At 51.3% G+C, this 26430-nt stretch carries 21 protein-coding genes; 9 read left to right on the top strand and 12 right to left on the bottom strand.

Translation table 11 applies throughout. The annotated features are described in order from the left end of the window. Nucleotides 1–11: 11 nt before the first annotated feature. The 3 genes from CSR04_RS20425 (at nt 12) to CSR04_RS20415 (ending at nt 3297) form a co-directional block, all read left to right on the top strand. Nucleotides 12–1103, top strand: a complete 1092-nt coding sequence (locus CSR04_RS20425) for a tyrosine-protein phosphatase (protein ID WP_102798193.1) — start codon at nt 12–14, stop codon at nt 1101–1103. A 120-nt stretch (nt 1104–1223) separates the two neighbouring features. Beyond that, on the top strand, nt 1224–1766 hold the full coding sequence (locus CSR04_RS20420) for a PH domain-containing protein (RefSeq protein WP_102798192.1): 543 nt from the start codon (nt 1224–1226) through the stop codon (nt 1764–1766). Then, on the top strand, nt 1747–3297 hold the full coding sequence (locus CSR04_RS20415; protein WP_245921788.1) for a PH domain-containing protein: 1551 nt from the start codon (nt 1747–1749) through the stop codon (nt 3295–3297). The genes CSR04_RS20420 and CSR04_RS20415 overlap by 20 nt, the downstream gene beginning before the upstream one ends. Before the next feature lie 17 nt (nt 3298–3314). Here CSR04_RS20415 and CSR04_RS20410 read toward each other — a convergent pair whose 3' ends face one another. Beyond that, nucleotides 3315–4049 carry a dienelactone hydrolase family protein gene (locus CSR04_RS20410; protein WP_102798191.1) on the bottom strand — a complete coding sequence of 245 codons (735 nt, stop codon included), beginning with the start codon at nt 4047–4049 and terminating at the stop codon, nt 3315–3317. 136 nt (nt 4050–4185) lie between these two features. On the opposite strand from CSR04_RS20410, the gene CSR04_RS20405 reads away from it, so the two are divergent. After that, entirely contained in the window at nt 4186–6075 is a 1890-nt protein-coding gene (locus tag CSR04_RS20405; RefSeq protein WP_102798190.1) for a methyl-accepting chemotaxis protein, read from the top strand. Nucleotides 6076–6100: 25 nt separating this feature from the next. Here the strand turns inward: CSR04_RS20405 and CSR04_RS20400 are convergent, their stop codons facing one another. The 6 genes from CSR04_RS20400 to CSR04_RS20375 form a co-directional block, all read right to left on the bottom strand. Continuing rightward, complete coding sequence (locus CSR04_RS20400) at nt 6101–8050, bottom strand: class I adenylate cyclase (RefSeq protein ID WP_102798189.1); 1950 nt, start codon at nt 8048–8050, stop codon at nt 6101–6103. A 254-nt stretch (nt 8051–8304) separates the two neighbouring features. Then, nucleotides 8305–9618 (bottom strand): M28 family metallopeptidase, encoded by a 1314-nt coding sequence (locus CSR04_RS20395; protein WP_245921794.1) that lies wholly within the window; start codon nt 9616–9618, stop codon nt 8305–8307. A gap of 76 nt (nt 9619–9694) precedes the next feature. Continuing rightward, nucleotides 9695–10993: a M24 family metallopeptidase gene (locus CSR04_RS20390; RefSeq protein WP_102798187.1), complete on the bottom strand. Its 1299-nt coding sequence runs from the start codon at nt 10991–10993 to the stop codon at nt 9695–9697. Between the two features lie 332 nt (nt 10994–11325). Further along, nucleotides 11326–13839 (bottom strand): ABC transporter permease, encoded by a 2514-nt coding sequence (locus tag CSR04_RS20385; protein WP_102798186.1) that lies wholly within the window; start codon nt 13837–13839, stop codon nt 11326–11328. A gap of 16 nt (nt 13840–13855) precedes the next feature. After that, complete coding sequence (locus tag CSR04_RS20380) at nt 13856–14536, bottom strand: ABC transporter ATP-binding protein (RefSeq protein WP_102798185.1); 681 nt, start codon at nt 14534–14536, stop codon at nt 13856–13858. Between the two features lie 10 nt (nt 14537–14546). Beyond that, entirely contained in the window at nt 14547–15842 is a 1296-nt protein-coding gene (locus tag CSR04_RS20375; RefSeq protein WP_172449443.1) for an efflux RND transporter periplasmic adaptor subunit, read from the bottom strand. 182 nt (nt 15843–16024) lie between these two features. On the opposite strand from CSR04_RS20375, the gene CSR04_RS20370 reads away from it, so the two are divergent. The 4 genes from CSR04_RS20370 to CSR04_RS20355 all read left to right on the top strand — a co-directional run bounded on the left by CSR04_RS20370 (nt 16025) and on the right by CSR04_RS20355 (nt 20145). Continuing rightward, a complete protein-coding gene (locus CSR04_RS20370; RefSeq protein WP_102798183.1) occupies nt 16025–17407 on the top strand; it encodes a sigma-54-dependent transcriptional regulator in 1383 nt (460 codons plus the stop codon). Beyond that, entirely contained in the window at nt 17397–18746 is a 1350-nt protein-coding gene (locus CSR04_RS20365; protein WP_102798182.1) for a sensor histidine kinase, read from the top strand. The genes CSR04_RS20370 and CSR04_RS20365 overlap by 11 nt, the downstream gene beginning before the upstream one ends. Nucleotides 18747–19010: 264 nt before the next feature. Next, a complete protein-coding gene (locus CSR04_RS20360; RefSeq protein WP_102798181.1) occupies nt 19011–19691 on the top strand; it encodes a matrixin family metalloprotease in 681 nt (226 codons plus the stop codon). Between the two features lie 64 nt (nt 19692–19755). Next, entirely contained in the window at nt 19756–20145 is a 390-nt protein-coding gene (locus tag CSR04_RS20355; protein ID WP_102798180.1) for a hypothetical protein, read from the top strand. Between the two features lie 132 nt (nt 20146–20277). Here the strand turns inward: CSR04_RS20355 and CSR04_RS20350 are convergent, their stop codons facing one another. Both CSR04_RS20350 and CSR04_RS20345 read right to left on the bottom strand, forming a co-directional pair. Continuing rightward, the gene (locus tag CSR04_RS20350) at nt 20278–21315 is read right to left on the bottom strand and encodes a DUF2891 domain-containing protein (protein WP_216362608.1); all 1038 of its coding nucleotides are present in this window, start codon (nt 21313–21315) and stop codon (nt 20278–20280) included. A 130-nt stretch (nt 21316–21445) separates the two neighbouring features. Then, complete coding sequence (locus CSR04_RS20345) at nt 21446–22981, bottom strand: MFS transporter (RefSeq protein WP_102798179.1); 1536 nt, start codon at nt 22979–22981, stop codon at nt 21446–21448. A 105-nt stretch (nt 22982–23086) separates the two neighbouring features. On the opposite strand from CSR04_RS20345, the gene CSR04_RS20340 reads away from it, so the two are divergent. Next, nucleotides 23087–23890, top strand: coding sequence for a helix-turn-helix transcriptional regulator (locus CSR04_RS20340; RefSeq protein ID WP_102798178.1), 804 nt, complete (start codon nt 23087–23089; stop codon nt 23888–23890). A gap of 40 nt (nt 23891–23930) precedes the next feature. Here the strand turns inward: CSR04_RS20340 and CSR04_RS20335 are convergent, their stop codons facing one another. From CSR04_RS20335 to CSR04_RS20325, 3 genes are read right to left on the bottom strand one after another with little or no spacing between them, the layout of a single operon-like run. Continuing rightward, on the bottom strand, nt 23931–24473 hold the full coding sequence (locus CSR04_RS20335) for an NUDIX hydrolase (protein ID WP_102798177.1): 543 nt from the start codon (nt 24471–24473) through the stop codon (nt 23931–23933). A 29-nt stretch (nt 24474–24502) separates the two neighbouring features. Next, nucleotides 24503–25504: an ABC transporter permease gene (locus CSR04_RS20330; protein WP_245921786.1), complete on the bottom strand. Its 1002-nt coding sequence runs from the start codon at nt 25502–25504 to the stop codon at nt 24503–24505. Then, nucleotides 25494–26408, bottom strand: coding sequence for an ABC transporter ATP-binding protein (locus CSR04_RS20325; RefSeq protein WP_102798175.1), 915 nt, complete (start codon nt 26406–26408; stop codon nt 25494–25496). The genes CSR04_RS20330 and CSR04_RS20325 overlap by 11 nt, the downstream gene beginning before the upstream one ends. Nucleotides 26409–26430 lie beyond the last annotated feature (22 nt).

Genomic DNA, 26430 nt, shown 5'->3' with positions numbered 1-26430 from the left:
AGGAAATTACCGTGAAAAATTATTCTCTGCTGATGGCGGGTCTGCTGACCGTCAGTCTTGCTGGCTGCGCTCAGACTCCGGCTAGTCTGTCAGACCTTGAAGCCAATTTCAGTGAACAGCAATATCAGCTTAGCTGGCAGCCCCTGCCCGGTGACGCCGAAGTTGATATTCTGGTGTCCCAATATCCGGATGCCGGCAAAGCCAGGTTGCTGGCCAAAGATGTTAAAGCCCATCAATACGCCTGGACACCAGAACACGCTCACCAACGCTACTACTTTTTTGTCAAACCCGAAGGTGGAGAGCCAGTGATGACAGCCAACCGCTTAATGCCTCTGGAAGGGGGTCGCAACTTCCGCGATTTGGGCGGCTATCAGACTCAGGATGGCCGCACTGTCAGGTGGGGCAAGATTTACCGCTCCGGAGTATTAGCCAACCTGACCGAGGCAGACTATGTATTTGTCGACAGTCTGGGTATTGAAACCGTCGTGGACTTTCGAGCCAACAGTGAACGCCAGTCTGAAAGCACCCAATGGCGTGCCGCTGAGGTAGAAATCATCAGCACCGACTACGAAATGGACTTTGACATGGGTGAGCTGGGCAAAATATTGCGCAGCCCTGATTTATCCAGGGACAAGCTGGAGGCCATGATGGCACAGATGTATCCCCATATACTGGAGGATCAGAAGCAAAATTATCGCGCTATGTTTGACCGCCTGGTAGATAAAGACGGTGGTCTGCTGTTCCACTGTACCGCCGGGAAAGACCGCACCGGCATTAGCGCAGCATTGGTATTAAGCGCTTTGGGCGTCGACAGGCAAACGGTGATTCGGGACTACCTGGCAACTAATCAATATCTGGACTTTCAGTCTTTAATCCCCAAAGACAGTAGCAATATGGATCCAAAATATGCAGCGATGATGAAGTTCTTTGCCAGCTTACCCCAGGACATCACACAGCCGCTGATGGGGGTAACACAACCCTTAATTGAATCGGCTATAGCTGCCATGGAAGCTAAGCACGGCAGCGTACTGGAATACCTGAAACAGGAACTGGACGTGTCCGAGCAGGACATTCAGATACTCAGGGCTAAGTATCTGCTGTAAGTGTGCCACTGCCGGGTAGTCTGACTACCCGGCTTGAATAAACCCTGTTACACCCACCGCATTGACTAACTTATCCGGCCACAGGCAGAATCTACGCCTGAGGATGTCAACGGATGCGTCATGAGCCAAATTCTATTTACCAATCAGTCACTGTCAGTGCATAACCTGGCGGATGTGACAGCGCTTGAAATGCAAAGGCTAAGCCCCCGCTATGCGCCCCTTAACCTGTTGTGCGGCACAATTTTTTTGTTATTCTTACTGACAATACTAGCCGCGATTCGTTGGCAGACTTGGTTGACTCTGCCTGACTGGTATCTGCATCTGTTTCCGCTGATATTCGGTGGCTTGGTGGCAGTCGGTCTGCTGTGGCTACTGTATGATTACCTGGCAGACAAGCGCAAAGGCTATGCCGTACGAGAACAGGATTTGAGCTATCAAAGCGGGCTGTTTTTCCAAAGCCTGGTCACCCAACCAATCCTGCGTGTGCAACATGTGGAATTAAAACGTGGCCCCATCGAGCGCAAAGCCGGGCTGGCCACGTTGCAGGTATTCAGCGCCGGTGGCTCGCTCTATACCTTTGCGATTCCGGGGCTGCCCGAGGCCGACGCGCGTAAGTTGAGACAGTTTATTCTCAGCCATTCGGATGTCAGCCAGGATGGATAACAGTGCCACTGCAACGCTGAAGCTGGCCGCAGAGCCCGGGCAATGGCAACGTCTGTCCCCTGTGGCCATTATGTATTTTGCGGTCGCATTTATTCGTGCCCTGGTGGGCAACTTTGTCTATCTGCTGCCAGCCTTATTACTCAGCTATAACAAGATAAAGCAAAACCCACAGTTATGGCTGCCTGCACTGGGTGCATTACTGCTGCTGTGCGCCACTGTTGGCTGGCTGAAGTTTCATTACTATCGCTACCGTTTGTATCAGGGCAATTTACAAATAAAAAGTGGCGTTCTGCAGAAAAAGCATTTGGATCTGCCATTTGAGCGGATTCAGAATATTCGACTCGAACAACCACTGTTTTACCGCCCCACCGACCATGTGTGCATGTTGCTTGATACGGCAGGGTCGGCCAAACAGGAAGCCAAGATTTACGCACTGCCCAAAGCCTTCGCCGAGCAGTTAAAAAGCCGTATCTTGAACAACAGGGCCGGCGCAGAACACCAGCAACCGCAAACTGATGCGGTGGAACAGCAGGAACAGCTGTTAAACGCCCGCTCCACTAAAGATTTAATCATTCATGGTATTACCAGCAACCGTATCTGGTTATTCCTCGGTGGCCTGGCACCTTTCTACGACAATATGTTTGACAGTGCGGCTATCTGGCTTGAACGCTTGGGCGTGGATTTACAAGCGATGTTTGACCCGGCCACCCAGGCCTGGTGGCAATATGGCATTTATCTGGTCAGTCTGGTACTGCTGCTGATGCTGGGACTGACGCTGCTATCCATTGGCGGATCGCTGCTGACCTTTCATGGCTTTCGCCTGACCCGTATAGATGACAGGTATATTCGTCGCAGTGGCTTGTTAACCCGTCACGAAGTGTCAATGAAGCTGTCCCGCCTGCAAATGATAGTGGCCAAGCAGGACTGGCTGGATCGGGTGCTTGGTCGTATTAACCTGAAGTTTGAACAACTCAATGCCAGTTTTGAGCATGCCGGTGCGGTAGCGGTAACAGGTAAGCTAATGGTGCCGTCGGTTAAAGCGGATGAATGTGAATTTTTAATGGCCGATGCATTGCCTGGCAATCAATTGGCCGATATCACTTTTACCCCTATCAGCCGCCGCCACATTCTGCGCACTATGCTGCTGCCAACCCTGGTTTATCTGCCGCTGGCATGCATCATGGCGTATAAACAACTCTGGCCGGAACTAATGATTGCCAGCCTGGCCTTGTTCACCAGCGCCGCATTACTTACCCTGCGCTGGTGGCGCTGGGGCTATGCCAGCGACGCCGAATTTATGTATATCCGCAAAGGTCTGCTGGGCATCGACCGCTATTGTCTGCCCATACATAAGATTCAACAAACCCGCTTCTCGCAAAGCCTGTTAATGAAACGCTCCGGCCTGTGCAGTATCAAATTAGTGCTGGCTTGCGGTGCCCAGACGATTCCCTATATTCCAAGCCACATTGGCCATGCGCTGATTAATACCGCGCTGCACAAGGTAGAGCGGGAAAAACGCCCCTGGATGTAACGCAAAACAGTTTACGCTTAAAGCGCACGTTGAAACAGTGCTGCAGCCTGTTGGTACATGGTCAGTGCCAGGGCTGGATCATAACGTTCGCCCTCGTCCCGCATAAAGGCATGCTGCGCATTGACTTCCTGCCAGTGGAAGTTGATGCCGCTGGCCAATAACTGCTGATAGATTTTCAGGCGTCCTTGTGCCGGAACATGCGGGTCCTGACGTCCCCAGATAAAGTGCACTTCAGCTTGAATATCCGCCATACGCCCGAAGGACTGGTTGCCCGGCTGCGCTGGCAGGGTATCGCTGTGAATATCAGTGGCATACAGACAAAATGCCGCCTTAATGGCAGGATTCAGGGCCGCTCGATAAGCCAGATGCCCGCCAATGCACACACCCATAGCACCGATATTGCCATGGCAAAATGGTTGACTGGCGGCAAAATCGACCAGCGCCTGCGTATCGCTGTCATGCTGTTCAAGAGGCTTACTCCATTTGTCCTGATTGCCTTTGTCTTTTCCCGCATCATCGTAAGCCAGTACCGTACCTGATGGGTTCAGTTCATGAAAAATCTCTGGCACCAGCACCACAAATCCTTGTCCTGCCATTATCGCGGCACTGCGGGCGATAGGCGCGGTGTGTTGAAAGATCTCTGAATAAAAAATAATGGCGGGAAATCGACCAGACTGCTGCGGACGGTAGATAGCAGTGCGCATGGGGCCACTGGCCGTCTCTATATCAACGAACGATTGCTGGATGAGCATGGCAAATCCTCAAAAAGCCTTATGGTATAGCAAAGGGCTGTTATTGCCGACCAAATCCTTGCTCTTCCTGATCAGTCTGGCAGGCTCTGCTATGCTCGAATAACCACTGCCGCCAAACAAAAATACAGGTTGAAACATGGCGAAACCTCTAACATTCACCAGCAAGATCAGTCTGGCAGCGTCCTGCATACTGGTTGCGGTTCTCGGCGCATTTACCCTTAACAATTATTTTGTGATGCGCGCTCATACAGAAGCCCAGGTTGAGCAATCGCTAAAGGATAATTCGTCTGCGGCCGCCAGTAATATTGCCACCTGGCTGAATGGCAAACTGGCACTGGTAAGCTCCATAGCTGATGAATATCAGCCGTCCGACGGCAGAGAACTACTGCTAAGAAATGTGCAAAGCCGCGCGCAGGCCGGTAATTTTAAAAACACCTATATAGGAGAAAAGAGCGGCACCTTTACCCTGGACGACCAGAGCATCGCTTTGCCTGCAGATTATAATGCCACCTTAAGACCCTGGTATCAGTTGGCAGAAAAAACCCGCTCCCCCGCTTTTACCACGCCTTACATTGATGCCACCACTGGTGATCTGACGATTACCGCGGTCGTGCCCATCGTCAGGCAAGGCCAGTTATTGGGCGTGGCTGGTGGCGACATCGACATGCTGTCCATCGCCAATCAGATAAAGTCCATTGATTTTTCCGGTTATGGCTATGCTTTTCTGGTCGACGCACAAGGCAAAATTTTAAGCCATCCACAAAAATCACTGAATGACCAACACATCCAACAGGTATTTGGTCAATCCCTTGCTATCCAGCCAGCTTATTTTGAACACCGGACAGACCAACAGGAACTGCTGGTTTTATTGACTCCGGTTGAAGGACTGGAAAATGTTAACTGGTATCTGGTGGGCCTGGTGGATAAGCAGCAAGCTTATGCGGCCCTGCAGGCTTTTCGCAACCGGGCCATTGTGTACATGCTGATTGGCATTGCCGCCATCGCGCTAATGATGAGCTTGCTGTTGAAGTATCTGATGAAGCCGCTTAGGCAGTTAACACTGGCCATAGAAGATATTGCCGCCGGCGAAGGCGACCTGACCCGCCGCTTACACATACAACGGGAAGATGAATTTGGCATGCTGTCTAAAGATTTTAATGCCGTGATTGATAAACTGCATCAGTCATTTATTCAAGTAAAGATAGCATCGGACGCCTTACAACAGTCAGTGCAAAGCCTGCTCACCCACACCCACTCAAGCATGTCGATGCAGGAACAACAGACTGGCTATGTCGAGCATGCCGTCCAGACCATTCAGTACCTGGCAGACAGCGCTTCTGGCATCGCAGACAGTACCACACAGGCCACGTCACTGACACAGGATGCCAAACAGAAATCCCAGCTAAGCAACAATGCACTGGGCAGCAATATTCAGGCAATCCAGTCTCTTTCCGGCAAAATGCATCAGGCTCAGCAGGCAGTGGACAGTCTTGAACAACACACCACCAGTATTAATCAGGTATTAGAGGTTATTGAAGGTGTTTCTGAACAAACCAACCTGTTAGCCCTGAATGCCGCCATAGAGGCAGCCAGAGCTGGTGATGCGGGTCGCGGTTTTGCCGTGGTAGCGGACGAAGTCCGGCAACTGGCGCAACGCACACAAGAATCTACCCAGCAAATACAGCGAACCATCAGTCAATTGCAGGACGGGGCTAGCGGGGTTGTCAGTATCATGAAAACCAGCATAGAAGATTGCGAGCAGAGCGTCAGCCTGGTCAGTCAGGCAGGCGATCGGGTGGAAGATGTTAACCAAGCCATACAGTCTCTGGAATCGGTCAATATTCAGGTTGCCAATGCCACCGGGCAACAGAATCAGCTGATAACCCAGCTCAACGACACTATTGTCCAGGTCAACAGTTTGAGCGAACAGGGTAATGCCAATCTCAAGGCCACCCTCAAGGAATGTAATAACCTAAATATGCAATTCGGCAATCTGGAAAAAATGCTGGCCCGTTTCAAAGTATAAAAGACCTCTCGCCAGGCGGCGGGATTCAATAAATATGGCGAAATTCCAACCCGGTACGCATCGCGAAGTTTTCATACAAGCGCTGCTTATGCGCCCCTTCAGGTACCAGTATATGGGCCTGTTTGGCCAGGTTGTTGTCGCCCATTTCCTGACGTAATGGCGCCAGCGCTTCCAAACCAGACAATGAATATAGCTCCCCCCAACTGTTGGTATAAATAACCCGAACCGTTTCCACATCCGGTTTTAAGCGACGACTTTCAAAATTCAGCACGATAAGGCAGTTCAGCACCTTGGCAGGTTCAAGTAATGCCTGCCGAGGCAACTCAGACACCCGCCTGGGCGGAAACAGCCGTTCGGCTTTCCCCACCAACTTGTATAAATCCTCTTCTGTCACAGGTTCGGTATGGTAGTCCAGTTGAATGCGCGTCTGGCTGTCCATTATGCGGTTCCATACTGCCCACACAATCAGATCGATTGGGTTATAGCTGGATTTAAGGTGTTCCTTTCGCAGCAGTTCAGCCCTGGCTGAAATCTGGTCTCCGGCAAACATGGACCAGTTACGTTTTGACAAGGTATCCGGATCGGCCTTAATGGTGACGGTGCGACAATATAGTTCGTTGTCGAACACACTGCGCAGGTACTCAACTTTGTGCGGTTTTTTCGAGTAGAAGGTATCCAGTTTGCGCCCAATCACCGTCATGTCCTCCTGACTGACGGTTTGCTTCTGGTTGGCTATACGACTGGACATACGCCGGTAACAGTTAATTAAGAATGCATGCACCTGGCGGCTGAGCTGAGACTTTTCGCTGAAGCTCCAGCTACTTAGATGGTCGATTTTACGAACTTTGTCCGGCGTCCAGCCCCATTCCCAAACATAATGACTAATGATCTCGCGCTTAAAGTTATTCTGCGCCTCGCTGGTGTCACGGCTCAGTGCACAACCACATTTCAGATATAGACAAAGTTGCAGCAGTTGCACCACCTGCTGATGTTCGGTTTTCTGGTAATGGCCGATTAATTCATCAAACATCAACCCGTATGGATCCACGTGTTCCTGCTGGGCCATGGGGTTGGTACCTGTGTGCACACATTTTTTCAATAAGTTACATAAGGGCTGCTTGTGCTCAATATTCTCCAGAAACACTTCCAGCTTGGCCATCTTCAGCACAGATTTAAACGGTGAGTCCACGCCTTTGGCAATCTGCCAGATAGCCGCACCAAAAAGTTCGTTTGGATCCATTTCCTGCAAGTTGCCAAAATCCATAAACAACTTAGGGTCTGGTGCCTCTCCTGGTTTCAGGCTGGCCATCAATTCCTGATATTGGCGATCGCTAATTTTATCCGGCATCAGCCACCAGAATGGCAGCTTGCCTGCCACCACCAGGTTGGTGGTATAAAATTCGGCTTTAAGAAACACCGCCTGGGCTGATCCTGAACTTTCACCGTCTGCTTCACCAAAGTCGTTGCGTCTGACCTTATCAATATCCGACAGGAAAAAATGCACTTCCAAGCCATGTGACTCCGCCCAGCTTTCCACTTTATGCAGTTTTTCCTGCAGCAGTATCCTACCCCGTTCAGATACCTGCTCTGCGTCAATACACACCCAGTAGTCAAAATCTGAATCATCGGTTTGCGCTATGGTGCCGACACTGCCCATCAACACCAGAGAATCAATATTTCGTTGTTTGGGCCATAGCTGGCGAATGTCCTCCAGCAGCGTTTTGTGCTGCGGAAATACCTGTAATAGTGCCTCGTTCACGGCTTTTCTCAGTGAGTAATTAGTCAGGCCGAAGGCAATTTCGTCATCATCAATGTAGCCGGGAAGAGCGGGGTGATTGGTATGCAGTAAAAACGGCAAAATATGGAAAAACGGACGCTTGTCAGCAGGCAGCAAGGCCAGCGCCCGTTCGTATCTGGCCTTGTTGTAGCGCAGTACCCGCAAAAGCCTAATGGCAAGGTTCTGTTGTATATTCATCTGGACAGTGAAACGACTTAAAACTTACAGGCAAGAAACTCACGGTGACTGCAGTAATGCCGCAAGCTTGCTGAACTCATTATTCAGCCTAGCAGGCTTTCGTCTGCCCGCCTATAGATTAATACAGCAGATAGGGTGATTTATCCCTTACTTCGCACTATTGATAACAGGAAGATGGATCAAAGGCGCTGATGTGCTGTGGAGATACGAGAAAAGGCACATTGATGGTGACCCGCAAGCCACCATCTGTGAGATTAATCGCCGAATGAGCCAGCAGCGCCGGGGAACACCACAGGACTTTCCAGGCCATTTTCAGCCACACTGGCCACACCAAAGAAGTAGTTGTCGATCACTACATTCTCCAGCGTAAAGCTGTTGACCTTGCCCACATAACGGCTGAACTGCCACTGCGGCTGGTCGGTGTAACGCCAGTAGATCTTGTAGCCTTTAATCAGGCTCTGCTCCGCCTGGCCAGCAGGTGCCCAGCTCAGGGTAGTGGATGGCTGCACCGCCCCTTTGATTTCTACCTTAGCCGGCGGACTGGGCGCCCAGGCCATACTGGCTAAGCTTACGGCATTCAAGGCGGTAAGTTTGGCCGCATAGGCAAAATTAACACCATCCAGGGTGTCACCATACACAATGCCGTTTTCACTACGCAGATCCTGGTGCTGGCGGTCATAATGCTCGTTGGTTTCCATAATACGGATAGCTGGAAAACCGGCATCATTGAAGGGGCGGTGATGGCCGCCACGGCCAAATCTGTCCAAACGATAGACCAGCATAGTATCCAGATTAGGGATATAGGAATCGGCAATTCTATCAATATAACGGGCCAGGTTGCGCGACGGTGAATCCACCTCTCCACCGGTAAAGCGCCGCTTGTGGGCTTGTTCCGGGGTTTCTACCACTCGGGTACCTTCAGAGAACAATCTGGCGGTGGTGTTGTTGATCACCCCATTTATGCCGGCAATATTGCCAATCATATCGTTGTTCAGCACGGCCTTAACCCGCCAGCCGTCTTTAAGCGCCTGTTCGGCCATAATCTTACCGCCAAACAAGCCCTGCTCTTCACCAGCCAGTGCCGCATACACCACAGAGCCATGGAACTTATGCTGGCTCAGCACTCTGGCGGTTTCCAGTACCCCGGCCAGGCCGGAAGCATTGTCATTGGCCCCCGGTGCGTCCGATACTGCATCCATGACATCAGAAACTCGCGAGTCGATATCGCCGGACATCACCACATAACGGCTGGGGTCAGTCTGACCTTTTTGTACGGCGATGACACTCACCACTTCAACAGGCTCAGGAATTCGCTTTTCGCCCTGAATGGTTTGCGACTGATAATACACCTCAAGACAGCCACCACATTGGGCGGAAATTTTATCAAATTCAGATTTTATCCAACGCCTGGCCGCGCCGATACCACGGCTGTCTGACTCAGTGTCAGACAGGGTATGACGGGTACCAAAACTCACCAGTTTGCGAACATCCTGTTCAATACGGCTGGCCGAAACCTGGCTGGCAATATTATGCAGCGCCTGCTCATCACCGATTTTATCAGCAGCCATCACTGGCACGGCCAGCACTGATACCAGCATCACTATCGTTCTTTGTATGTTCATCTCATTGTTGCCTGTAGTTATATTAAGCCATCAGTGGGGCCAACTTGCCGATGGGAGAATCCAGTGAATCAGCCGGTTCGGTAAACCAACAAGGGCCTTGCTCTGTCATATAGATACAATCTTCCAGACGCACGCCAAACTCACCCGGCAGATAAATGCCCGGTTCGTTAGAAAAACACATACCGGGTTTTAGCAGCGCGGTTTCGCCACGCACAAAATTGACCGGCTCATGGCCCTGCATGCCGATGCCATGCCCGGTGCGGTGCGACAAGCCAGGCAGTTTATAATCTGGCCCCAGCCCCTGTTTAACGTAGTAGGCCCTTACCGCATAGTCCACTGCCCCGGCTGCTTTACCAAGCTGTGCAGCAGCAAATGCCACATTCTGCCCTTCCCGCACGGTATTCCAGATCTTACGTACCTTGGCCGAAGGTTCACCAAAAACAAAAGTCCGGCTGATGTCCGACTGATAGCCCTGCACAGAACAACCGCAATCCATCAGCACCACTGAACCTTCCTTCAGCACATGCTGCTGTTTGGTGCCATGGGGGTAGGCGCTGGCCTGGTCAAACAAAGCCATATTCCAGATACCGCTGCCTCCCAGCTTGGCCTGAGCACTGTGCATCAGGGCCTTAACATCCTGTTGTGTCATGCCCAGTTGCAGGTTTTTCCAAACATGGGCATAGGCGGTCAGGGTGATTTCATTGGCTTTGTGCATCAATGCCAGTTCATGGGCAGTTTTGTACATACGACAACCGCGGGTAACCGGGTCGGCACTGGTATGGGTAAAATTGCCAAGCTGGCTCATTACCCCATCCAATACAAAGTAGCGCACCGACTCTTCAAAGCCGATTTGGCCTTTGCTCAACCCTCTGTGTTTAAGCACCTGCACCACTAACGCAAAAGGACTCTCATGCTCCTGCCAAACTCTGACATCATCACCGACTTCCAAGGACTCGCGAATGCTGGGCTCTTCAAAGAACGGGCAAATCACCGCAATATCGCCCTCGGCGGGGATCACCACAGCAGTTAACCGCTCACTGCGCCACCATTGAATACCGGTGAAATAATCCATGGCCGGGCCTGGCTCCAGCACTATTGCGCTCAATTTATGTTGTTGCATCAGGCGTTTGGCTTTAGCGATACGTTCAAGCCGCTCTTTTGCACTGATGGCTTTGACCTCTCCGGTCAGATCGGTCAGCTCCGCTAATGGTTGTGTTGCCGCCTGCTTTGGCTGTTCGGCCGCAATACTCAAGCTGGCAAAGGGTAAGGCCCCCAGTGCGCCAGCACTGACTTGAAGAAATCGACGTTTGGATAATTGCATGACTGTTCCTGTTGTTGTTATGGTCATGCCTCTATCCTAAAGCCGTTGCGTTTAAAATACACGGCTACCCATCTACGCCAGTGACTCAATGGTCGGCGTGCTACTGGCTATCGCCCCACAATGACGGAGACGTTTAGTGCAGAAGCAAACTAAATCTGCCGACAACCTGTTCTTAGGTTCGGCCATCGCATTCTGTGTTTCGGGCTTTTTGACAGAGCAGCCCGCCTGCTTTGGGGTGAGTTTGATGTTTGTGGCCTCAGGCCTGCGGTATATGTACAAACCGCATTAAAAAAGGGGGCGAAATTCGCCCCCCTTTAGCTTATTCGTTTAGCTTATTCATGCCGCAAAGCGTAAATAGGATTGGCTCTGGCCACCCTGGCGGCATTGCCCCCAACAGTCAGCCAGGCAATACACACTGATGACAAGGTCGCCAACAGGCATATGGGGATCAGCCACCAGCTATCGATACGATTCACAAAGGCCTGCAGCCAATTGAGCATCAACCACACCGACAGCGGCCAGGCAATCAGGTTGGCCAGCACAATGGGTCGCGAGAATTGCCATACCAGCAGTAGCATAATTTGTCCGACACTGGCTCCCATCACCTTGCGAATACCAATTTCACGGGTTTTACGCTCGGCGGTGAAAGCCGCCAGGCCATAGAGTCCCAAACAGGCCACCAGTACCGCCAGCAGCGAAAACACCGTGAACAATTGCATCTGTATTTTTTCACTTTGATACTGAGCCGCCAGCATATCGCTAAGGTGCTGTATATCAATGGGTTGCATAGGAACCACCTGCTTCCACACCCGCTCGATATCGCTTATCACCCGGCTAGCTGCACTTTGATCATAGCTAATAGTGGCCACGTTGAAACGCTCAGGGTTTAACATATACAAGGTAGGGCGGATAGCGAATTTCACCGAGCGGAAATAGATATCCGGGATCACGCCTACGATTGTAAGCTGATTCAATCCATCGCCGCTGGCGCTGATCTGCAAGGTTTTACCTATGGCGTCCTGCGGCGAATCTAAGCCAAGTTTGCGCACCGCACTTTCATTTAAGATGGCACTGGCCTGGGTGATCTGCCCCTCTTCGGCCAGTGTCAGCGTATCTGCACCATAAGCCTCGTCAAACAAGCGACCGGCAAGAGGCTGAATGTCATAGGCCTGGAAAAAGCCATAATCCATATTGTGATAATTAAGTAATTCTTTTACCGGCTTATCGCCCTGCTGACTGCCCAGCAACGTAACAAAATTATTGTTTTCATTATCCTGGGTGGGGGCCTCAGAGGAATACACCACCGATTGCACGCCGGGAATGGCTTGCCATTGTTGTTTAAGGCTGTCCAGGCGGTCACCCGCGCTGCGGATAGTCACCACCAGTTTGCGCTCTGCACTATACCCCAGATCCAGATTACTGGCGTGGCGAGTTTGCATATACACCACTGCGGTGCACACCAGCAGCGTCACCGACACGGCAAACTGGAAGATCACCAACACATAACGCAGTTTTGCAGAGCCACGACTTTCGTTACTTTTGCTGGCCTTAAGAATTTGTCCGGGCAAATACCCGGACAGCACTAACGCCGGATAACTGCCTGCAATCAGGCCCACCAACAAACCCAGTCCGAGTAGAGCAAACAGCATGCTTGGTTCACTAAAGAGGCGAAAGTGGATAACCTTGCCTAGCAATTGGTTGTACCAGGGCAATACCAGCTCCACCGCCACCATCGCGAATAGCAGCGAAATCATCACCAGGCCGATGGCTTCCAGCAGAAACTGGCCTGCCACCTGACGGCGGCTGGCACCCAGCACTTTACGCATGGCCACTTCCTTGGCGCGCTGCCCGGCTCTGGCGGTGGCCAGATTCATAAAATTGATGCAGGCAATGATCAGGATCAGCAGCGCCACCAAACTGAAGGTCGCCACCAGATTGCGGTTCCCCATGGGTGTCAAATCGCCCATATTGCCAGCGTCTTTATGGGCGTCCAGATGCAGATCCGCCAGTTTCATCAACTTGTGTTTCAGGGTGTCTGACACCTGAGTGCCTGGTTGCATCATGCCAGCATTTTGTTTGGCGAATTCCAGAAACGGACTTTCATTGTTTACCCACCAGGTTAAACGCTGCTGAGCCTGTTCAAGAGAAACGCCGGGGCGCAGTTTGAAGTAGGTATAGACGTTGACGCTGGTCCAGGTATCCAATATGCCCGGGAACTGGGCGAATAGCTCAGTATCCATATACACCAGTAAATCCAGGCGCATATGTGAATTGTCTGGCAGATCTTCCAAAACGCCGCTGACGGTTAGTTCCACAGGCTGATCGTTGAGACAACAGAGCGTCAGGGTTTTGCCCACAGCGTCTGTGCTGCCGAAATATTTGTCCGCCATCGCCCGGCTAATCAAAAGATCATTGGGCTTATTGAAGCTGCTTTGGGCGCTGCCGTTAACAAAAGGCAGATTCAGCACATTAAAAAAGCTGCTGTCTGCAAAAGTCACCCGTTCAGCAAAGGCCTCACCGTTTTGTTGAATAGTGGTTCCCCAGAAAACCATTCTGGTACCGTCTTCAATTTCAGCACTCAGGTAGTCACGCACTGCTGGCATCATACGTCCGGCACTGCGCACGGTCAGAAAAGGGGCGCGCCCCGGTGACTCATAAGCAGTGTGCAAACGCACCACCCGCTCATGATCCGGTACCCACTGGTCATAGCCGCTTTCGGCTTTGACATACAGCATGATCAGAATACAGCTGGCCAGGCCAACAGCCAGGCCAATGATGTTGATGGCCGAGAACACTCGGTTTTTCAGCAGATTGCGCCAGGCGGTCAGAAAATAATTAAGTAACATCAGGTACTCCTTAGCCTCAGGCTGCTTTAACGTCTTCGGTCACTACCTGACCGTCAAACAGATTGATGGTGCGCCGGGCATAATCAGCATGGGCCGGGCTGTGGGTCACCATGACTATAGTGGTTCCTTCCTCATTCAAGCCCTGCAACATGGACATCACTTCCTGACCATGAGCACTGTCCAGGTTACCTGTAGGTTCGTCTGCCAGGATCATAGACTGGCCCCCCACCACGGCCCTGGCCACCGCCACCCGCTGCTGCTGCCCACCGGAGAGCTGGCTAGGCAGATGGTTGGCCCGGTGGGCAATACCGACCTTATCCATCATCTCTTCAACCCGGCGGCGGCGTTCAGCAGCCGGCACATCGTGGTATAGCAACGCCAGCTCGATGTTTTCCCGCACGCTGAGTTCGTCTATCAGATTAAAGTTCTGGAAGATAAAACCAATATGGTGCTTACGAATGGCCGCCAGTTGCTTTTCTTTATAGGCCGCCACATTTTCACCATTAAACCAGTATTCACCGCCGGTCGGGTTATCCAACATACCGATGATATTCAGCAGGGTGGACTTACCGCAGCCACTGGGGCCCATAATGGCAACGAACTCACCGGCATCAATTTGAATATTGACGTGATTCAGAGCCTGGGTTTCCACTTCGTCGGAAAGATAAGAACGGCACAGATTATTTAATTTCAACATAACAGATTCCTTAGTCTTGAATGTGGAGTTGCTGGATGTCCCGGTACTGGCTGTAAGAGCTGATCACCACCTGCTCTCCTTCATTCAGCCCGTCCAGCACTTCGATAAACTGGTTGTTGCGACGGCCCATACGCACCGCCCTGCGCTCGGCCACTTCGCCATTGCGGCTAACCACAAAGATCCAGTTGCCGCCGGTGTCCTGATAAAACGCGCCATTGGGTACCAGCAACGCGCTACTGGCATCGCCCAGTGTGAGTTTCAGTTGCATGGTCTGACCGCGGCGAATCGCTGGCGGTTGTTCATCAATAAATGTAAGGTCTACTTCAAACTGGCCATTACTGACCTGCGGATAGATTTTGCTGATTTGCAGCTTATAACCGTCCATTTGCGCAATCTGTCCGGGTGCCACGCGACTTAAGTAGAACTCGTCAATCTGGGCAGTAAGCTTGTAATCATCCGGCGTATCGATTTGGCCCAGACGCTCCCCACGGCCGATGCTTTGTCCCACTTCCACATTAAAGCCGGACAGCTTACCGGCCACCGGCGCACGCACGTTCATATTGGCCAGGTTCTGGCGTGACAATTCCAGATTGTGCTCAAGCCTGGCACCCGAATCCTGCAAAAAGGCCAACTGCTCTTCCTGCATTCTGGCATCCGACGCCTGGCTTTCTTTGGTTAACGCCAGACGCTGCTGATACCAGGTCAGGGTATCCTGGGTATCGTCATACTGTGATTGGCTGATAGCCTGAGTCTTCAGCAGTTCGGCTTCGCGCTGAAGTTTGCGTTGTAATAACTTGATCTGATACTGAATATCCACAATATCGCGCTTATGTTGCAGTCGGTTTTGCTCCAGACTCAGCTCGATGCTACGGATGTTATTAAGTTGCTCAGATACCCTGGCTTCATTGCCCAGTACACTGAGTTGTAAGCTGGCATTAGACAACTCCACGATCATTTGTCCGGCCTCCAGCATGGCGCCGTCTTCCACCAGAATGCGCTCAACCCGGCCACCTTCTACCGCATCCAGATATAAGGTTTTGGCCGGTGTCACCCGCGCCCGTACCGGAATAAAGTCCTCAAAGGTGCCGCGGCTGACACTGGCCAGCGCAATACGTTCACCATTCACACTTAAGGTTTTACCTGAGAAGCCTGGCATCATGTAAAGCGCCAAACCTATTAGCGCGGCGCTACCCGTCCCCACCAGCCAGGGTTTCCAGGCTTTTCGCGGTCGAACGACCTTGCGGTCCATTCCCGCACCGGACACGGCCTGAGTGGTGGGCTTATGCACGGCACTGAGTTTTTGCATGGACATAGAATTCCTTGATGTTGTCGGTTACTGCCAACAACTAAACAAGTTCCGTTCCAAAATTAATAATTCATATATTTCAATTGGTTAGACTTAACCTTCAACATAAAGTCAGATTCAAACTGTACGAATATGAACACTGACTGTACGCTACTGAACAGTTTTAAGCAGAGGAACAGGCCATGCAGCAAACGGCACAGATTCTGATAGTGGACGATGACCAGGATATTCTGGTGGCAGGCAAGATGCTGTTAAAAAGGCATTTTAGCCAGGTAGATATCTGCAATACTCCCGATCAGATCCCTAAACTACTGGCCGCACAACGTTACCACGCTATCTTACTGGATATGAATTTTGGTCCTGGTGAAAGCAGTGGCGAGCAGGGCTATCGCTGGCTGGAAAAAATTCTGTCTTTGGAACCGCAGGCCGTGGTTATTATGATTACCGCTCATGGCGATATGGATGTGGCAGTGGAGGCCATGAAACGTGGCGCCACTGATTTTATTGCCAAACCCTGGCACAACGACAAGGTGCTGGCCACCGTATCCTCTGCAGTGAAGTTATCGCACTCTCGGGCAGAGGCCAGTGAGCTGCGCAGTGCCAATACCTTGCTCGCCGAAGTGACCAGTCAGAACACTCAGCCCATTATTGCCGATTCCGACGCGATGCAGCAGGCGCTGACAATGCTGGAGCGCAGTGCTCCCACCGATGCCAATGTGCTGATATTGGGGGAAAACGGCACCGGCAAAGAACTGATTGCCCGTGCCATTCATGCCCAAAGCCACAGACACCATAAAGTATTTATGGCGGTGGATTTGGGGGCGGTGGCCGAAACCCTGTTTGAAAGTGAACTGTTTGGCCATCGCAAAGGCGCCTTTACCGGTGCTAATGAGGAACGTATCGGCCGTTTACTGGCTGCCGATGGTGGCACCTTATTTCTGGATGAAATCGGCAACCTGCCGCTGCATTTGCAGGCCAAGTTGCTGACCGTACTGGCCCAGCGCCAGGTCACCCCTCTTGGCAGCAATCAAGCCAGGACCTTTGATGTCCGGGTTATTGCCGCCACCAATCTGCCATTGGAACTACTGCATGACGAACAGCGTTTTCGCCAGGATCTGTTGTTTCGCCTCAATACCGTGGAGATCACACTACCGCCGTTACGTGAACGCCGCGAAGATATCGCCCCTATCGCCGAATACTACCTGAAACATTATTGCCGCAAATACCAGAAGGACGACAAACGTTTGCACCCTTCAGCACTGGCCCAATTGCAGGATTATCATTGGCCGGGCAACATCCGCGAATTGCGTCATACCCTGGAACGGGCGGTGATTTTAAGTCAGAGCCAGATACTGGAAGGCGAGGACTTCCAGTTAACCAGCAAAGCCAAATTGCCGCAGCCCGATACCCAAGCCGCTGTAGCCACTTTTAATCTCGAAGAACTGGAACGCCAGGCGGTAGAAGGGGCGCTTAAAGCCCATCGTTACAATATCAGTCATGCCGCCAAAGCCTTAGGGCTAACCCGCGCCGCCTTGTACCGCAGGATGGAAAAACATGGTCTTTAATCGCTTCTCTCTGCTGCTGAGTGGGCGCATTACGCTGATTGTGCTGTCTGCCTTGTGCAGCGCCTGGCTGTTACTGCAACCCGGGTACCACGCCACGCAAATTTTACTGCTGTTGGTGCTGGCTTTACTGGTTTTGGAAACCCTGAGATTTGTGGGTAAAACCAACGCTGAGCTGAAACGTTTTCTGGATGCCATTCGTTATGGCGAGTTTACCCAGCGCTTTGACTACAGTCAGTACGGCAGCGGCTTCGAGCAGTTGGGTGAAACATTTACCGCACTGATGCAGCGTTATTTGCAGGAGCGAGAACAACAACAACAGCAGCTTCGCCACTTTAGAGCCATGGTGGAACATGTGCCCATTCCGCTGATTAGCCTGTACAACAATGGTCATCTTAACCTGTGGAATAACAGTGCCAGGCGTTTGTTTGGCTCTGCTCAGATCAGCAACCTGGAAGATTTAGCCGCCTTTGGCGAAGCGCTGGCTAGTCAATTACATGAACTGAAACCCGGCGAGCGCCAGCTTTGCCGGTTTGTGGCTGACGGCATGCCGCAGCAATTACTGGCCTTCGCCACACAAATAACATTGGCCGGCCAGCAGGAGAAACTGCTTAGTCTGCTGGATATCGGCAGCGAGCTGGATTCAGCACAGCTCAGTGCCTGGCAGGATCTGGTGCGGGTGCTCACCCATGAAATCATGAACAGTATTACCCCAGTGGCCTCCCTGGCCGCCACCTCAGCCGATATGGCCCGTGATGCCGCTAAAAAGTGTACAGACGCCACATTAAAGGAAGAATTAACCGATATTCGTGATTCCATCGCTACGGTAGCCAGACGCAGCGACAGCCTGATGCAGTTTGTCAGCAGTTACCGGCGTCTGACCCGGTTGCCCCCACCGCAGCGCCAGTCCGTGGCCCTGGCAGCCTTGTTTGTGCAGTTGAAACAAATGACGGGTATTGATGATGCCAAGCGGCATCTGTCGGTCAATATTGATGTGCAACCCAGCTCACTTTGCGTAATGGCCGACCCACATATGTTGGAGCAAGTGCTGCTTAATCTGCTGAAAAATGCCGAGCAAGCGTTACAGGGAAAAAGCCCCGCGCAGATATGCCTTAAGGCCTACACCAATCGCCGCGGGCATGTAGTGATTGAAGTGACAGATAATGGTCCGGGCATTGATCCTGCCCAGCGGGATAAGATTTTTGTGCCGTTTTTTACTACCAAGCGCGACGGTTCAGGGGTGGGTCTGGCCCTGACCCGCCAGGTAATGATTGCCCACGGCGGACAAGTCACGGCCACCAATACAACACAAGGCGGCGCCTGTTTTACCCTAACGTTTTAATCAGAGCGCGGAATACTGCACTTGTCAGATGCCTGGCTGATGCAGGCCATTTTCACTGGCATAAGAGGCAAGCACAACCGGCATCTTGTCCGTTTTTTTACAACTTTATTACACCACCCTCTCTGGCGTAAATTAACTAACTGAAATATATAAATAATTATTGATGGCGCAATTTATGCTCAGTGTCTTTTACCCCGGTGAGCGCTGTTTAATAAAACACCAAGGTAACTGCTATTACCGATAATCACAACCTGAGGTCAAGCAATGTTTAATCCTAACATTTTAAGTATTGGGGCACTGAAAAGGCATTGTGTCGGGCTGCTGTTGGTTTGCATCAGTGGATTTGCAAACGCAGCCTACATCACTATTGATGAAATCGGTATGGACGCCATATTTTCACAAGCCAGCTTTGGAAACACCCCTGTTGATATCCGTATTGGTCCCTCCGTACAACACGTCGATGCGTCTTTGTTAAATATGGACTCGGCGGCCAAGTGGGCCACGCTCACCAGTGCGCATTATGGTGCCGCCAATGTGGTTAATTTCTGGTTTCTCGACGATCTTACCTGGTGCGGTAATATCAATGTGTTTTACGTAGGCTGTGGTGAAACACCAGGAAACGACTTCGTTGTTGAGTCGGTATTCGCTGACAGCGCTTCCAATGCCGAGCTACTCGCGCATGAGCTGGGCCACAATCTTGGCCTTGGTCACAATGGAGGAGCCACTAACCTGATGGACCCTACCATCAATGGCGGTACGGATTTAAGCGTAGCGGAAGTAGCCACTATTCTAGCCAGTAGCCTGATCCAAACTGACACTTCTGGCCGACTGTTTATTGAAATCATACCTGTTCTGGTCGTAGCGGCAGTTGATGTCCCGATCGTTTCTCCACTGCTATTAATGTTACTGGGCTTACTTGTTTTACCGCGCCACCGCCGTGCGTAATCTTGTTATTCTGTTAATCAGAGGTCTGTTGTTAACAGGCCTCTTGTTACCTTGCAAGGCAAGCATGGATAACTGGCAGCAAAGCTGCCCGGCGCAGATGTTTTGTTTTTCACATCCTTCGTCCTGGCAAAATCAACAGGCCAGCATGGTTGATTCAACCGCAGGTATGCTGGCCGGGGATAACCTGGTTATGCGCTATGACTTCGGTATCAATGCTGACAACTTCAGCCGCCTGAAACAGGCCCGTCGCCAATCCTTAGAGATTGATGGGTATCAAGCGGAAATGTTTATCGACGGAAACCTGGTGGCCCTCTACATTGGCAAGGTCCACTATGTTGACGTTATGCAAACCCATATGGCCTTGTCCATGTCTCTGGAATTCAGCGCACAGGTCAACCTTGAACTGGCAGAAAAGGTATTTAACTCAGTGCACTTTAATCCGCAGAACAGTTAACCCCATGTCATTCAACAGGCACCATGCCTGCAATTAAGGCCTTCTTCGCTTTGAGTGCGTCGGTATCAACTCCGCATCAATGCAACTAGACAACATTGCAAGTATTTGGTGCAGTTTGTTAGTAAGGCCTGACTAATCCAATTGCCCGGATTCCTGCATGGCATATACCGCAAAGCTTCCCAGCCAATGTGTTCCTTCGTAATTTTCGTCCACTATTGCAGGTAAGGAATGGCGGACGTGCGCATCGGCAATGGGGCGTAAATGCGCATACTTTGGCCCAAAGTCACGCACCAATCCATACAGGCACCAGGCACGACTGAAATTCAGACCGTCCAGATGCACCAATTTACCGTCGGCACGGTCACTGACTCTGGCGGGCTCAAGGGTAAAGTGCGTTTGCGCCAACTGCGGTAAGAAGTGATCCAGCCAGGTGCTGAATGCGGCTTTGTCCAGTACCTTGCGCATCACATCCAGCTCCTGCAAGCAGGGCGAGAGAAAGTCAAAGCCATTGGGCTCCCAACTGAGCGGACATTGATGGTCATTGGCAAACCAATCTTTGGCCCGCTGGCTGATCAGCGCTTTCAGTTCTGGATGCCCCAGGGTATTAGCATAGTCATAAGCCAGAGACAGGCCAAAAGCGGTGTTGGGATGTTCACCGGTACGAATGGGGTAGATAAGCTTGGGTAAAAATTCCAGATACTTAGTGACTATCAAATCAGTCAACGGCTGCAGATTTTGTGCCAGCTGGCGGGCAAGGGGATCGTCCCACAGATGCAGTTCTTCGGCCAGCTTCAACAGCCAGGCCCAGCCGTAGGTACGCTCAAAAGTGGCATTCTGCGGCATAAAAAAATACGCCACTTCGGCCTTTATGTTCTCAGCCGAGATATTTTCCAGCAATTTCTGGCGGATTTCCTGCTGATTGGCCAGGTCCGGAAAATGCCGCAGTAAATTCACCAGCATCCAGTGGCCATGCACACTGGAATGCCAGTCAAAGCAGCCGTAAAAGGCCGGGTGCAGGTCCTTCGGCCCTTTCAGATAGCTGGCATCGGCCAGTACCTGATTGAGTTTGTTAGGGTATTCCACCTGCATACAATGCAGCGGCATGGCCGCCAGCCGATTGGCTTCCTCCAGAGTCAGTTTTGGTGTGTTAGCCTGTACAGTTTGTCCCATCAATCCGCAACCAAAGAACAGTAAACAAGTAAGTTTTCGCAACATGGCGTTATCAGCTTCAACAAACAAAAGGCTACTATGGCAAAAGGCACTGAGGCTAACAAGCCAGGTGAAACCAGAGGCAATTTTTTTATTCAGGCCTTAGCTTAACTGCCGCCAGAATGGCCAGACACATGATCATTACCCCACTAATACCTGCTGCAATATTAAATCCTGTAGTAAAGGCTTCCCTGGCTTGTTCCAGCACCAGTGCGGGAATTTCGCTTGAAACCGAAACTGCGCCGGCCAGACTGTCCTGAACCACTGGCTCCATCCCATCGGTCAGCTCAATTGGTACAGTATCCATCAAACCACGATAAACCAATGTTGAAAGACTACCTAACATGGCGACGCCAACGGCCAACCCCAGTTCCTGCACCATTTCTGACATGGCCGATGCTGCGCCGGCCTGGCTGGCTGGTGCAGCACTGACGACTAAATCGGTCCCAAGGGACGCGATGGTTCCCAGTCCCAGATACACCAGAGAGAAGGCGACTGTGACCAGCACAATGCCTTGAGGCGAATTGTCCAATCGGGCCATCAGTACATAGCCGATTGCAGATAATCCCATTGCAAGGGCAATTATCCTGCCAGGCAGCATATGCCGGGCCAGCAACGGCGAGGCAATACCCGCCACCAACATCGCCAGTGCTGGAGGTCCCATCCACAAGCCGGCCGCCATAGGCGACAAGCCCACCACCAGTTGTAGATACTGAGTGACCAATAGCATGGTTCCACCCACGCCAATAAGACCAACTAGCAGTATAATCAAAGCGATATTGAAGTGACGACTGGTAAACAGGGAGAGTTCAACAAAGGGCTGCGATAACCTTCTCTGACGTTTAATAAATAACAGTATAAACAGCGCCCCCATGACCAATGGCAGCATCGCACTAACAACAGCACCGTATTTAGCAAACTGTTTGATTGCAAAAACCACAGGCAAAATGGCAAGCAATGACAACCCAATACTGAGTATGTCGATTCGCCCGCTAACAGGCGCGCGGTATTCAGGTAGCAATAAAGGCGCAAGGACCAGCAGGCAGGCTACCACCGGCAAGGCAACCAAAAAGGCCGCTCCCCACCAAAAGTGGGCCAGTAACAAGCCGCCAATAACAGGGCCTGACGCCATGCCCAATGCAAACATAGTCGCCCATACACCAATGGCCAAACCTCTTTGATGGGCGTTTTTAAACATATTGCTTATCAGCGCCAGCGTCGAGGGCATCAGCGTGGCCCCGGCAACTCCGAGCAAGGCCCGGGCAATAATCAGCATGGTGGCGCTGCTCGAATAAGCTGCCATTATCGACGCCAAGGCAAACATCAGAGCCCCCGCCAGCAATAACTTGCGCCGTCCGATGCGGTCACCCAACACGCCCATAGTGACCAGAAAACCGGCAATCATAAAACCATATATATCAATAATCCAAAGCGCCTGAATGCTGTTAGGACGCAAATCAATCGCCAATGCCGGCAGGGCCAGGTGTAGCAGGGTCAAATCTATGCCCAGAAGTAAGGTCGGTAAGGCCAGCAATGCCAACCCCAGCCACTCTCTCAGCCCGGCTTTTTGGTTGGCAGTCTCACCTGCCTCGCGCTGCTCAGAAATTAAATCAATACCTTGTGCCATTCTATGCTCCCCAAATACGTTGGATTCATTGCGAAAGGCACATCATCCTGCCAATATTATCCCAGTACAATTTAAGCAATTATCCTAGTATAAAAGGTAATAGCCATGACTGAACTGAGCGCTCAACGCACTAAGCATGAACTTGCAGAATTCTTGCGCCAGCAGCGAAACAGGCTCACCCCTGCCGATGTTGGTCTGCCGTCACACGGCACCAGGCGAACCCCCGGGCTGCGGCGCGAAGAAGTGGCCGCCTTAGCCGGTGTAGGCTTAACCTGGTATACCTGGTTTGAACAGGGTCGCGATATTCAAGTCTCTGAAAAGGTGCTATTAGGCATAGCCAAGGCGCTCAAGCTGGATGATGCACAATGCAGCTATCTATTTATGTTGGCCCATAAACGCCCACCGCCTCCTGAGGCGCATCAACTGCTAACTGTCAGCCCTCTCACCCAAAAGCTGATGGATGAGCTGGCCAGGCCAGCCTATGTGATAAACCTGGGTTGGGACGTGATTGCCTGGAATGCTGCGGCAGATAAGCTGTTTACATTCGGCGAAAGGTCGCATCAGGAGCGCAACTTGCTGCGTATGGTGTTTTCGGACCCGGATTTCCGCAATCGTATTGTTAACTGGCAGGACGATGCCCCGAAATTACTGGCGCAGTTCAAATATGACCGGGCCATCGCAGTAGAAGACAATCAAATGCAAAGCCTGGTCAGCGAGCTGACATTGTTGTCTGCCGATTTCAAACGTTGGTACAACAGCCCGGATAATCAACCACCGCGCCGGGGATTAATGACACTGATCACAAACGAATCAAAGCAAACAACTTATCAACATGAAACCCTGTTGGTGGATGAGCACAGGCATTTACGCATGGTGGTTTACTTTGCCCAAGATGAAAGAGCAACGTAAATCACAAACCTCAATCCGAACCGGTAATTATGGTGGCTCCTTAATCCTTAGCAAATAGCGGATAAAAGTCTTCTACCACCTCAAATCGATTGATACCCTCTTCCCAGCGCATTTTCTGGGTTCCTCCCCAGACGGTCTGGGGATTCGCAATAATCTGTTTAACCTGGTAGCGAATATGTGCAAGGTTAATGGTTTGCAGGGCCTCGGTAAGTGGCTGCCAGGCTATTTTGTCAATTCCTTCAGGAAGGATATCACCCTGGCCCTGAGTGTTGGCCAGGTATATCAAGCGCGTGGAAGGACTTTGCTCTTTTCCCATCCTCAGGGTAAATACCCCGCTCAACTTGAGATCGCTAATGGTTAAGCCATAACTGCCAGCCAGTTTTTCCAGCCCTTCTTTAACAGTTAGATTGTTGTCCTGATACCAACCAGGTGTTACCCACAACTCTCGGTCCTTAATCTTGACAACCAGCAGCTCCCCCTGCTGATTAAATGCCAGTAAACGATGGAAGACTGGCAGGCTTTCCGCCGCCATAGGCGAACTGGCTGCAAACCAAATCGCGACAACAAAGATTATTCGCAACATATGTTTCTCCTCGGTCTCTCAAAGGCTTTCTAGCGGCCATCCCCATGCCAGCGAAACAGCAAAGCACCCAAGCCCATAAACCCTAATGTCATACCCAGCAGCGCCCACAAGTGGTATTGGATGTCGGCCAAACCGGCACCGTCATTCATAATGGCTCTGGCGGCCTCAAGTAAATGGGTAAGAGGTAATAGCTGTGCAACCTGCACAATGGCTTGCGGGGCACCTTCCAGTGAAAACCACACCCCGGACAACAGCATCATCGGCCAGCTAATCAGATTCAGCAGGCCACCGGTCAGCTCTTCACTTTGGCTGCGACTGGCCATCAGCAGGCCCATGGCAATCATGGATGCCGCGCCAAGTGCCGTCACCAGCAGCAAGTCCAGATAGCTACCCAGCATATAAAAATCAAACAAGCTATTACAGGCAATAAATACAAAGCTGGTAATACACAGCACAATAAACAGCCTGGAGAGGATCTGCGCCCCCAGAAATTCCACGGCCCTAAGTGGCGTGGCTTTTAAGCGTTTCAGCACCGAACTTTTGCGATAGCGCACTATCACATAACCCACCCCAAACAAGCTGGAAAACATCATATTCATGCCCAGAATACCGGGCAGCACCCAGTCCAGGTAACGAATTTCACGCCCATCCAGTTCCTGGCGCTGATAATTGGGTAGCTTCCCTGTCAGCAGCTCGGCGGCAAAATAGCCTTGTGGCGATGAACGATTGACCCAGTAGGTTTGACTGGTGGGTTCCACCAATAAATCCAGCTGATGTTGCTTCAGTTTGTTCTGAGCCAGGATCAAGTCCTGATAATGAACATATTCCACATGCTTTAAGTGAAAGAAGCTGTTGTCTGTACCTTCCTGCATCACCCCGATTTTATAGGCAGCCCGGCCATCGCCACTGAAAATAAAGGCAAATCCCACCACCAATAGTATGGGAAAGGCCAGATTCCAGCCTAATGAAGAACGGTCGCGAAAAAACTCCAGATTACGTGCCTTAAATACCGCCCAGAACCTAGCCAGCACTTGCCACCTCCTGTGTTTCTGTATTGCCCTGCAGGCCATGCCCGGTGAGTTTAAGGAATAAATCGTCCAGGTTGGCTGACTTTACATGTAAACCGTCCATTTCCACCTGCTGTTCTACCAGCAGTTTCAGGGTTTTCTCGACCTTATCCGTATTGATATACCAATAAGCCCCATCCAGTCTCGGCTGGCATTGCTTCAGCACTTCCTGTGACAACGGCTGCTGACGCAAGCGAATCAGCACCCCGTTAAAATGCTCGGCCAACAACTCTCTGGGGGCACCGCGGGCAATAATCAGGCCTTTGTCCATAATGGCAATGTCATCACACAGGTACTCCGCTTCGTCCATATAATGGGTGGTAAGAACGATGGTTTTACCCAATGCCTTGATACGGTTAATCAGATCCCAGAAGTTACGCCTGGCATGGGGATCGAGGCCGGTGGTAGGCTCATCCAGAAACAGAATTTGCGGGTCATTAACCAGGGCAATAGCCAGCAGTAAACGCTGCTTCTGACCGCCGGATAATTTGCGGTGATCCTGATCGGCAAAATCGGCCAATTGGCAAAGCTCGATAAGCGCTTCCACCGCCAGAGCATGGCTGTAAAAACTGGCAAACATTTTCAGGCATTCACGACCTGTCAGATGGTCCTGTAAGGCGGTATGCTGGAACTGTATGCCAATTCGCTGATTCATGGCCCGGCTAAGGGGCTCGCCGTCATATAGAATCGCACCGCCATCCATACCGACAATGCCTTCCATCATTTCAATGGTGGTGGTTTTACCCGCGCCATTTGGCCCCAGAAGTCCAAAACAAATTCCTTTCGGCACGCTAAAGCTAATCCCTTTCACTGCATGCAGTTTCTTAAAGGATTTACTCAGGTTGTTGACCTGGATAAAGGCTGACATCTTGCTCCCTGAATCAAAACTA

The sequence above is a fragment of the Bowmanella denitrificans genome (genome assembly GCF_002887595.1).
Lineage (GTDB): Bacteria > Pseudomonadota > Gammaproteobacteria > Enterobacterales > Alteromonadaceae > Bowmanella > Bowmanella denitrificans.
This window is presented reverse-complemented; position numbering and strand designations above follow the sequence as displayed.

Bases quoted from the DNA above. Each gene is read 5' to 3' on its own strand.
- CSR04_RS20420 (WP_102798192.1), top strand. From the start codon at position 1,224: ATGAGCCAAATTCTATTTACCAATCAGTCACTGTCAGTGCATAACCTG.
- CSR04_RS20415 (WP_245921788.1), top strand. From the start codon at position 1,747: ATGTCAGCCAGGATGGATAACAGTGCCACTGCAACGCTGAAGCTGGCC.
- CSR04_RS20410 (WP_102798191.1), bottom strand. From the start codon at position 4,049: ATGCTCATCCAGCAATCGTTCGTTGATATAGAGACGGCCAGTGGCCCC.
- CSR04_RS20405 (WP_102798190.1), top strand. From the start codon at position 4,186: ATGGCGAAACCTCTAACATTCACCAGCAAGATCAGTCTGGCAGCGTCC.
- CSR04_RS20400 (WP_102798189.1), bottom strand. From the start codon at position 8,050: ATGAATATACAACAGAACCTTGCCATTAGGCTTTTGCGGGTACTGCGC.
- CSR04_RS20395 (WP_245921794.1), bottom strand. From the start codon at position 9,618: ATGGCTGCTGATAAAATCGGTGATGAGCAGGCGCTGCATAATATTGCC.
- CSR04_RS20390 (WP_102798187.1), bottom strand. From the start codon at position 10,993: ATGCAATTATCCAAACGTCGATTTCTTCAAGTCAGTGCTGGCGCACTG.
- CSR04_RS20385 (WP_102798186.1), bottom strand. From the start codon at position 13,839: ATGTTACTTAATTATTTTCTGACCGCCTGGCGCAATCTGCTGAAAAAC.
- CSR04_RS20380 (WP_102798185.1), bottom strand. From the start codon at position 14,536: ATGTTGAAATTAAATAATCTGTGCCGTTCTTATCTTTCCGACGAAGTG.
- CSR04_RS20375 (WP_172449443.1), bottom strand. From the start codon at position 15,842: ATGCAAAAACTCAGTGCCGTGCATAAGCCCACCACTCAGGCCGTGTCC.
- CSR04_RS20370 (WP_102798183.1), top strand. From the start codon at position 16,025: ATGCAGCAAACGGCACAGATTCTGATAGTGGACGATGACCAGGATATT.
- CSR04_RS20365 (WP_102798182.1), top strand. From the start codon at position 17,397: ATGGTCTTTAATCGCTTCTCTCTGCTGCTGAGTGGGCGCATTACGCTG.
- CSR04_RS20360 (WP_102798181.1), top strand. From the start codon at position 19,011: ATGTTTAATCCTAACATTTTAAGTATTGGGGCACTGAAAAGGCATTGT.
- CSR04_RS20355 (WP_102798180.1), top strand. From the start codon at position 19,756: ATGGATAACTGGCAGCAAAGCTGCCCGGCGCAGATGTTTTGTTTTTCA.
- CSR04_RS20350 (WP_216362608.1), bottom strand. From the start codon at position 21,315: ATGGGACAAACTGTACAGGCTAACACACCAAAACTGACTCTGGAGGAA.
- CSR04_RS20345 (WP_102798179.1), bottom strand. From the start codon at position 22,981: ATGGCACAAGGTATTGATTTAATTTCTGAGCAGCGCGAGGCAGGTGAG.
- CSR04_RS20340 (WP_102798178.1), top strand. From the start codon at position 23,087: ATGACTGAACTGAGCGCTCAACGCACTAAGCATGAACTTGCAGAATTC.
- CSR04_RS20335 (WP_102798177.1), bottom strand. From the start codon at position 24,473: ATGTTGCGAATAATCTTTGTTGTCGCGATTTGGTTTGCAGCCAGTTCG.
- CSR04_RS20325 (WP_102798175.1), bottom strand. From the start codon at position 26,408: ATGTCAGCCTTTATCCAGGTCAACAACCTGAGTAAATCCTTTAAGAAA.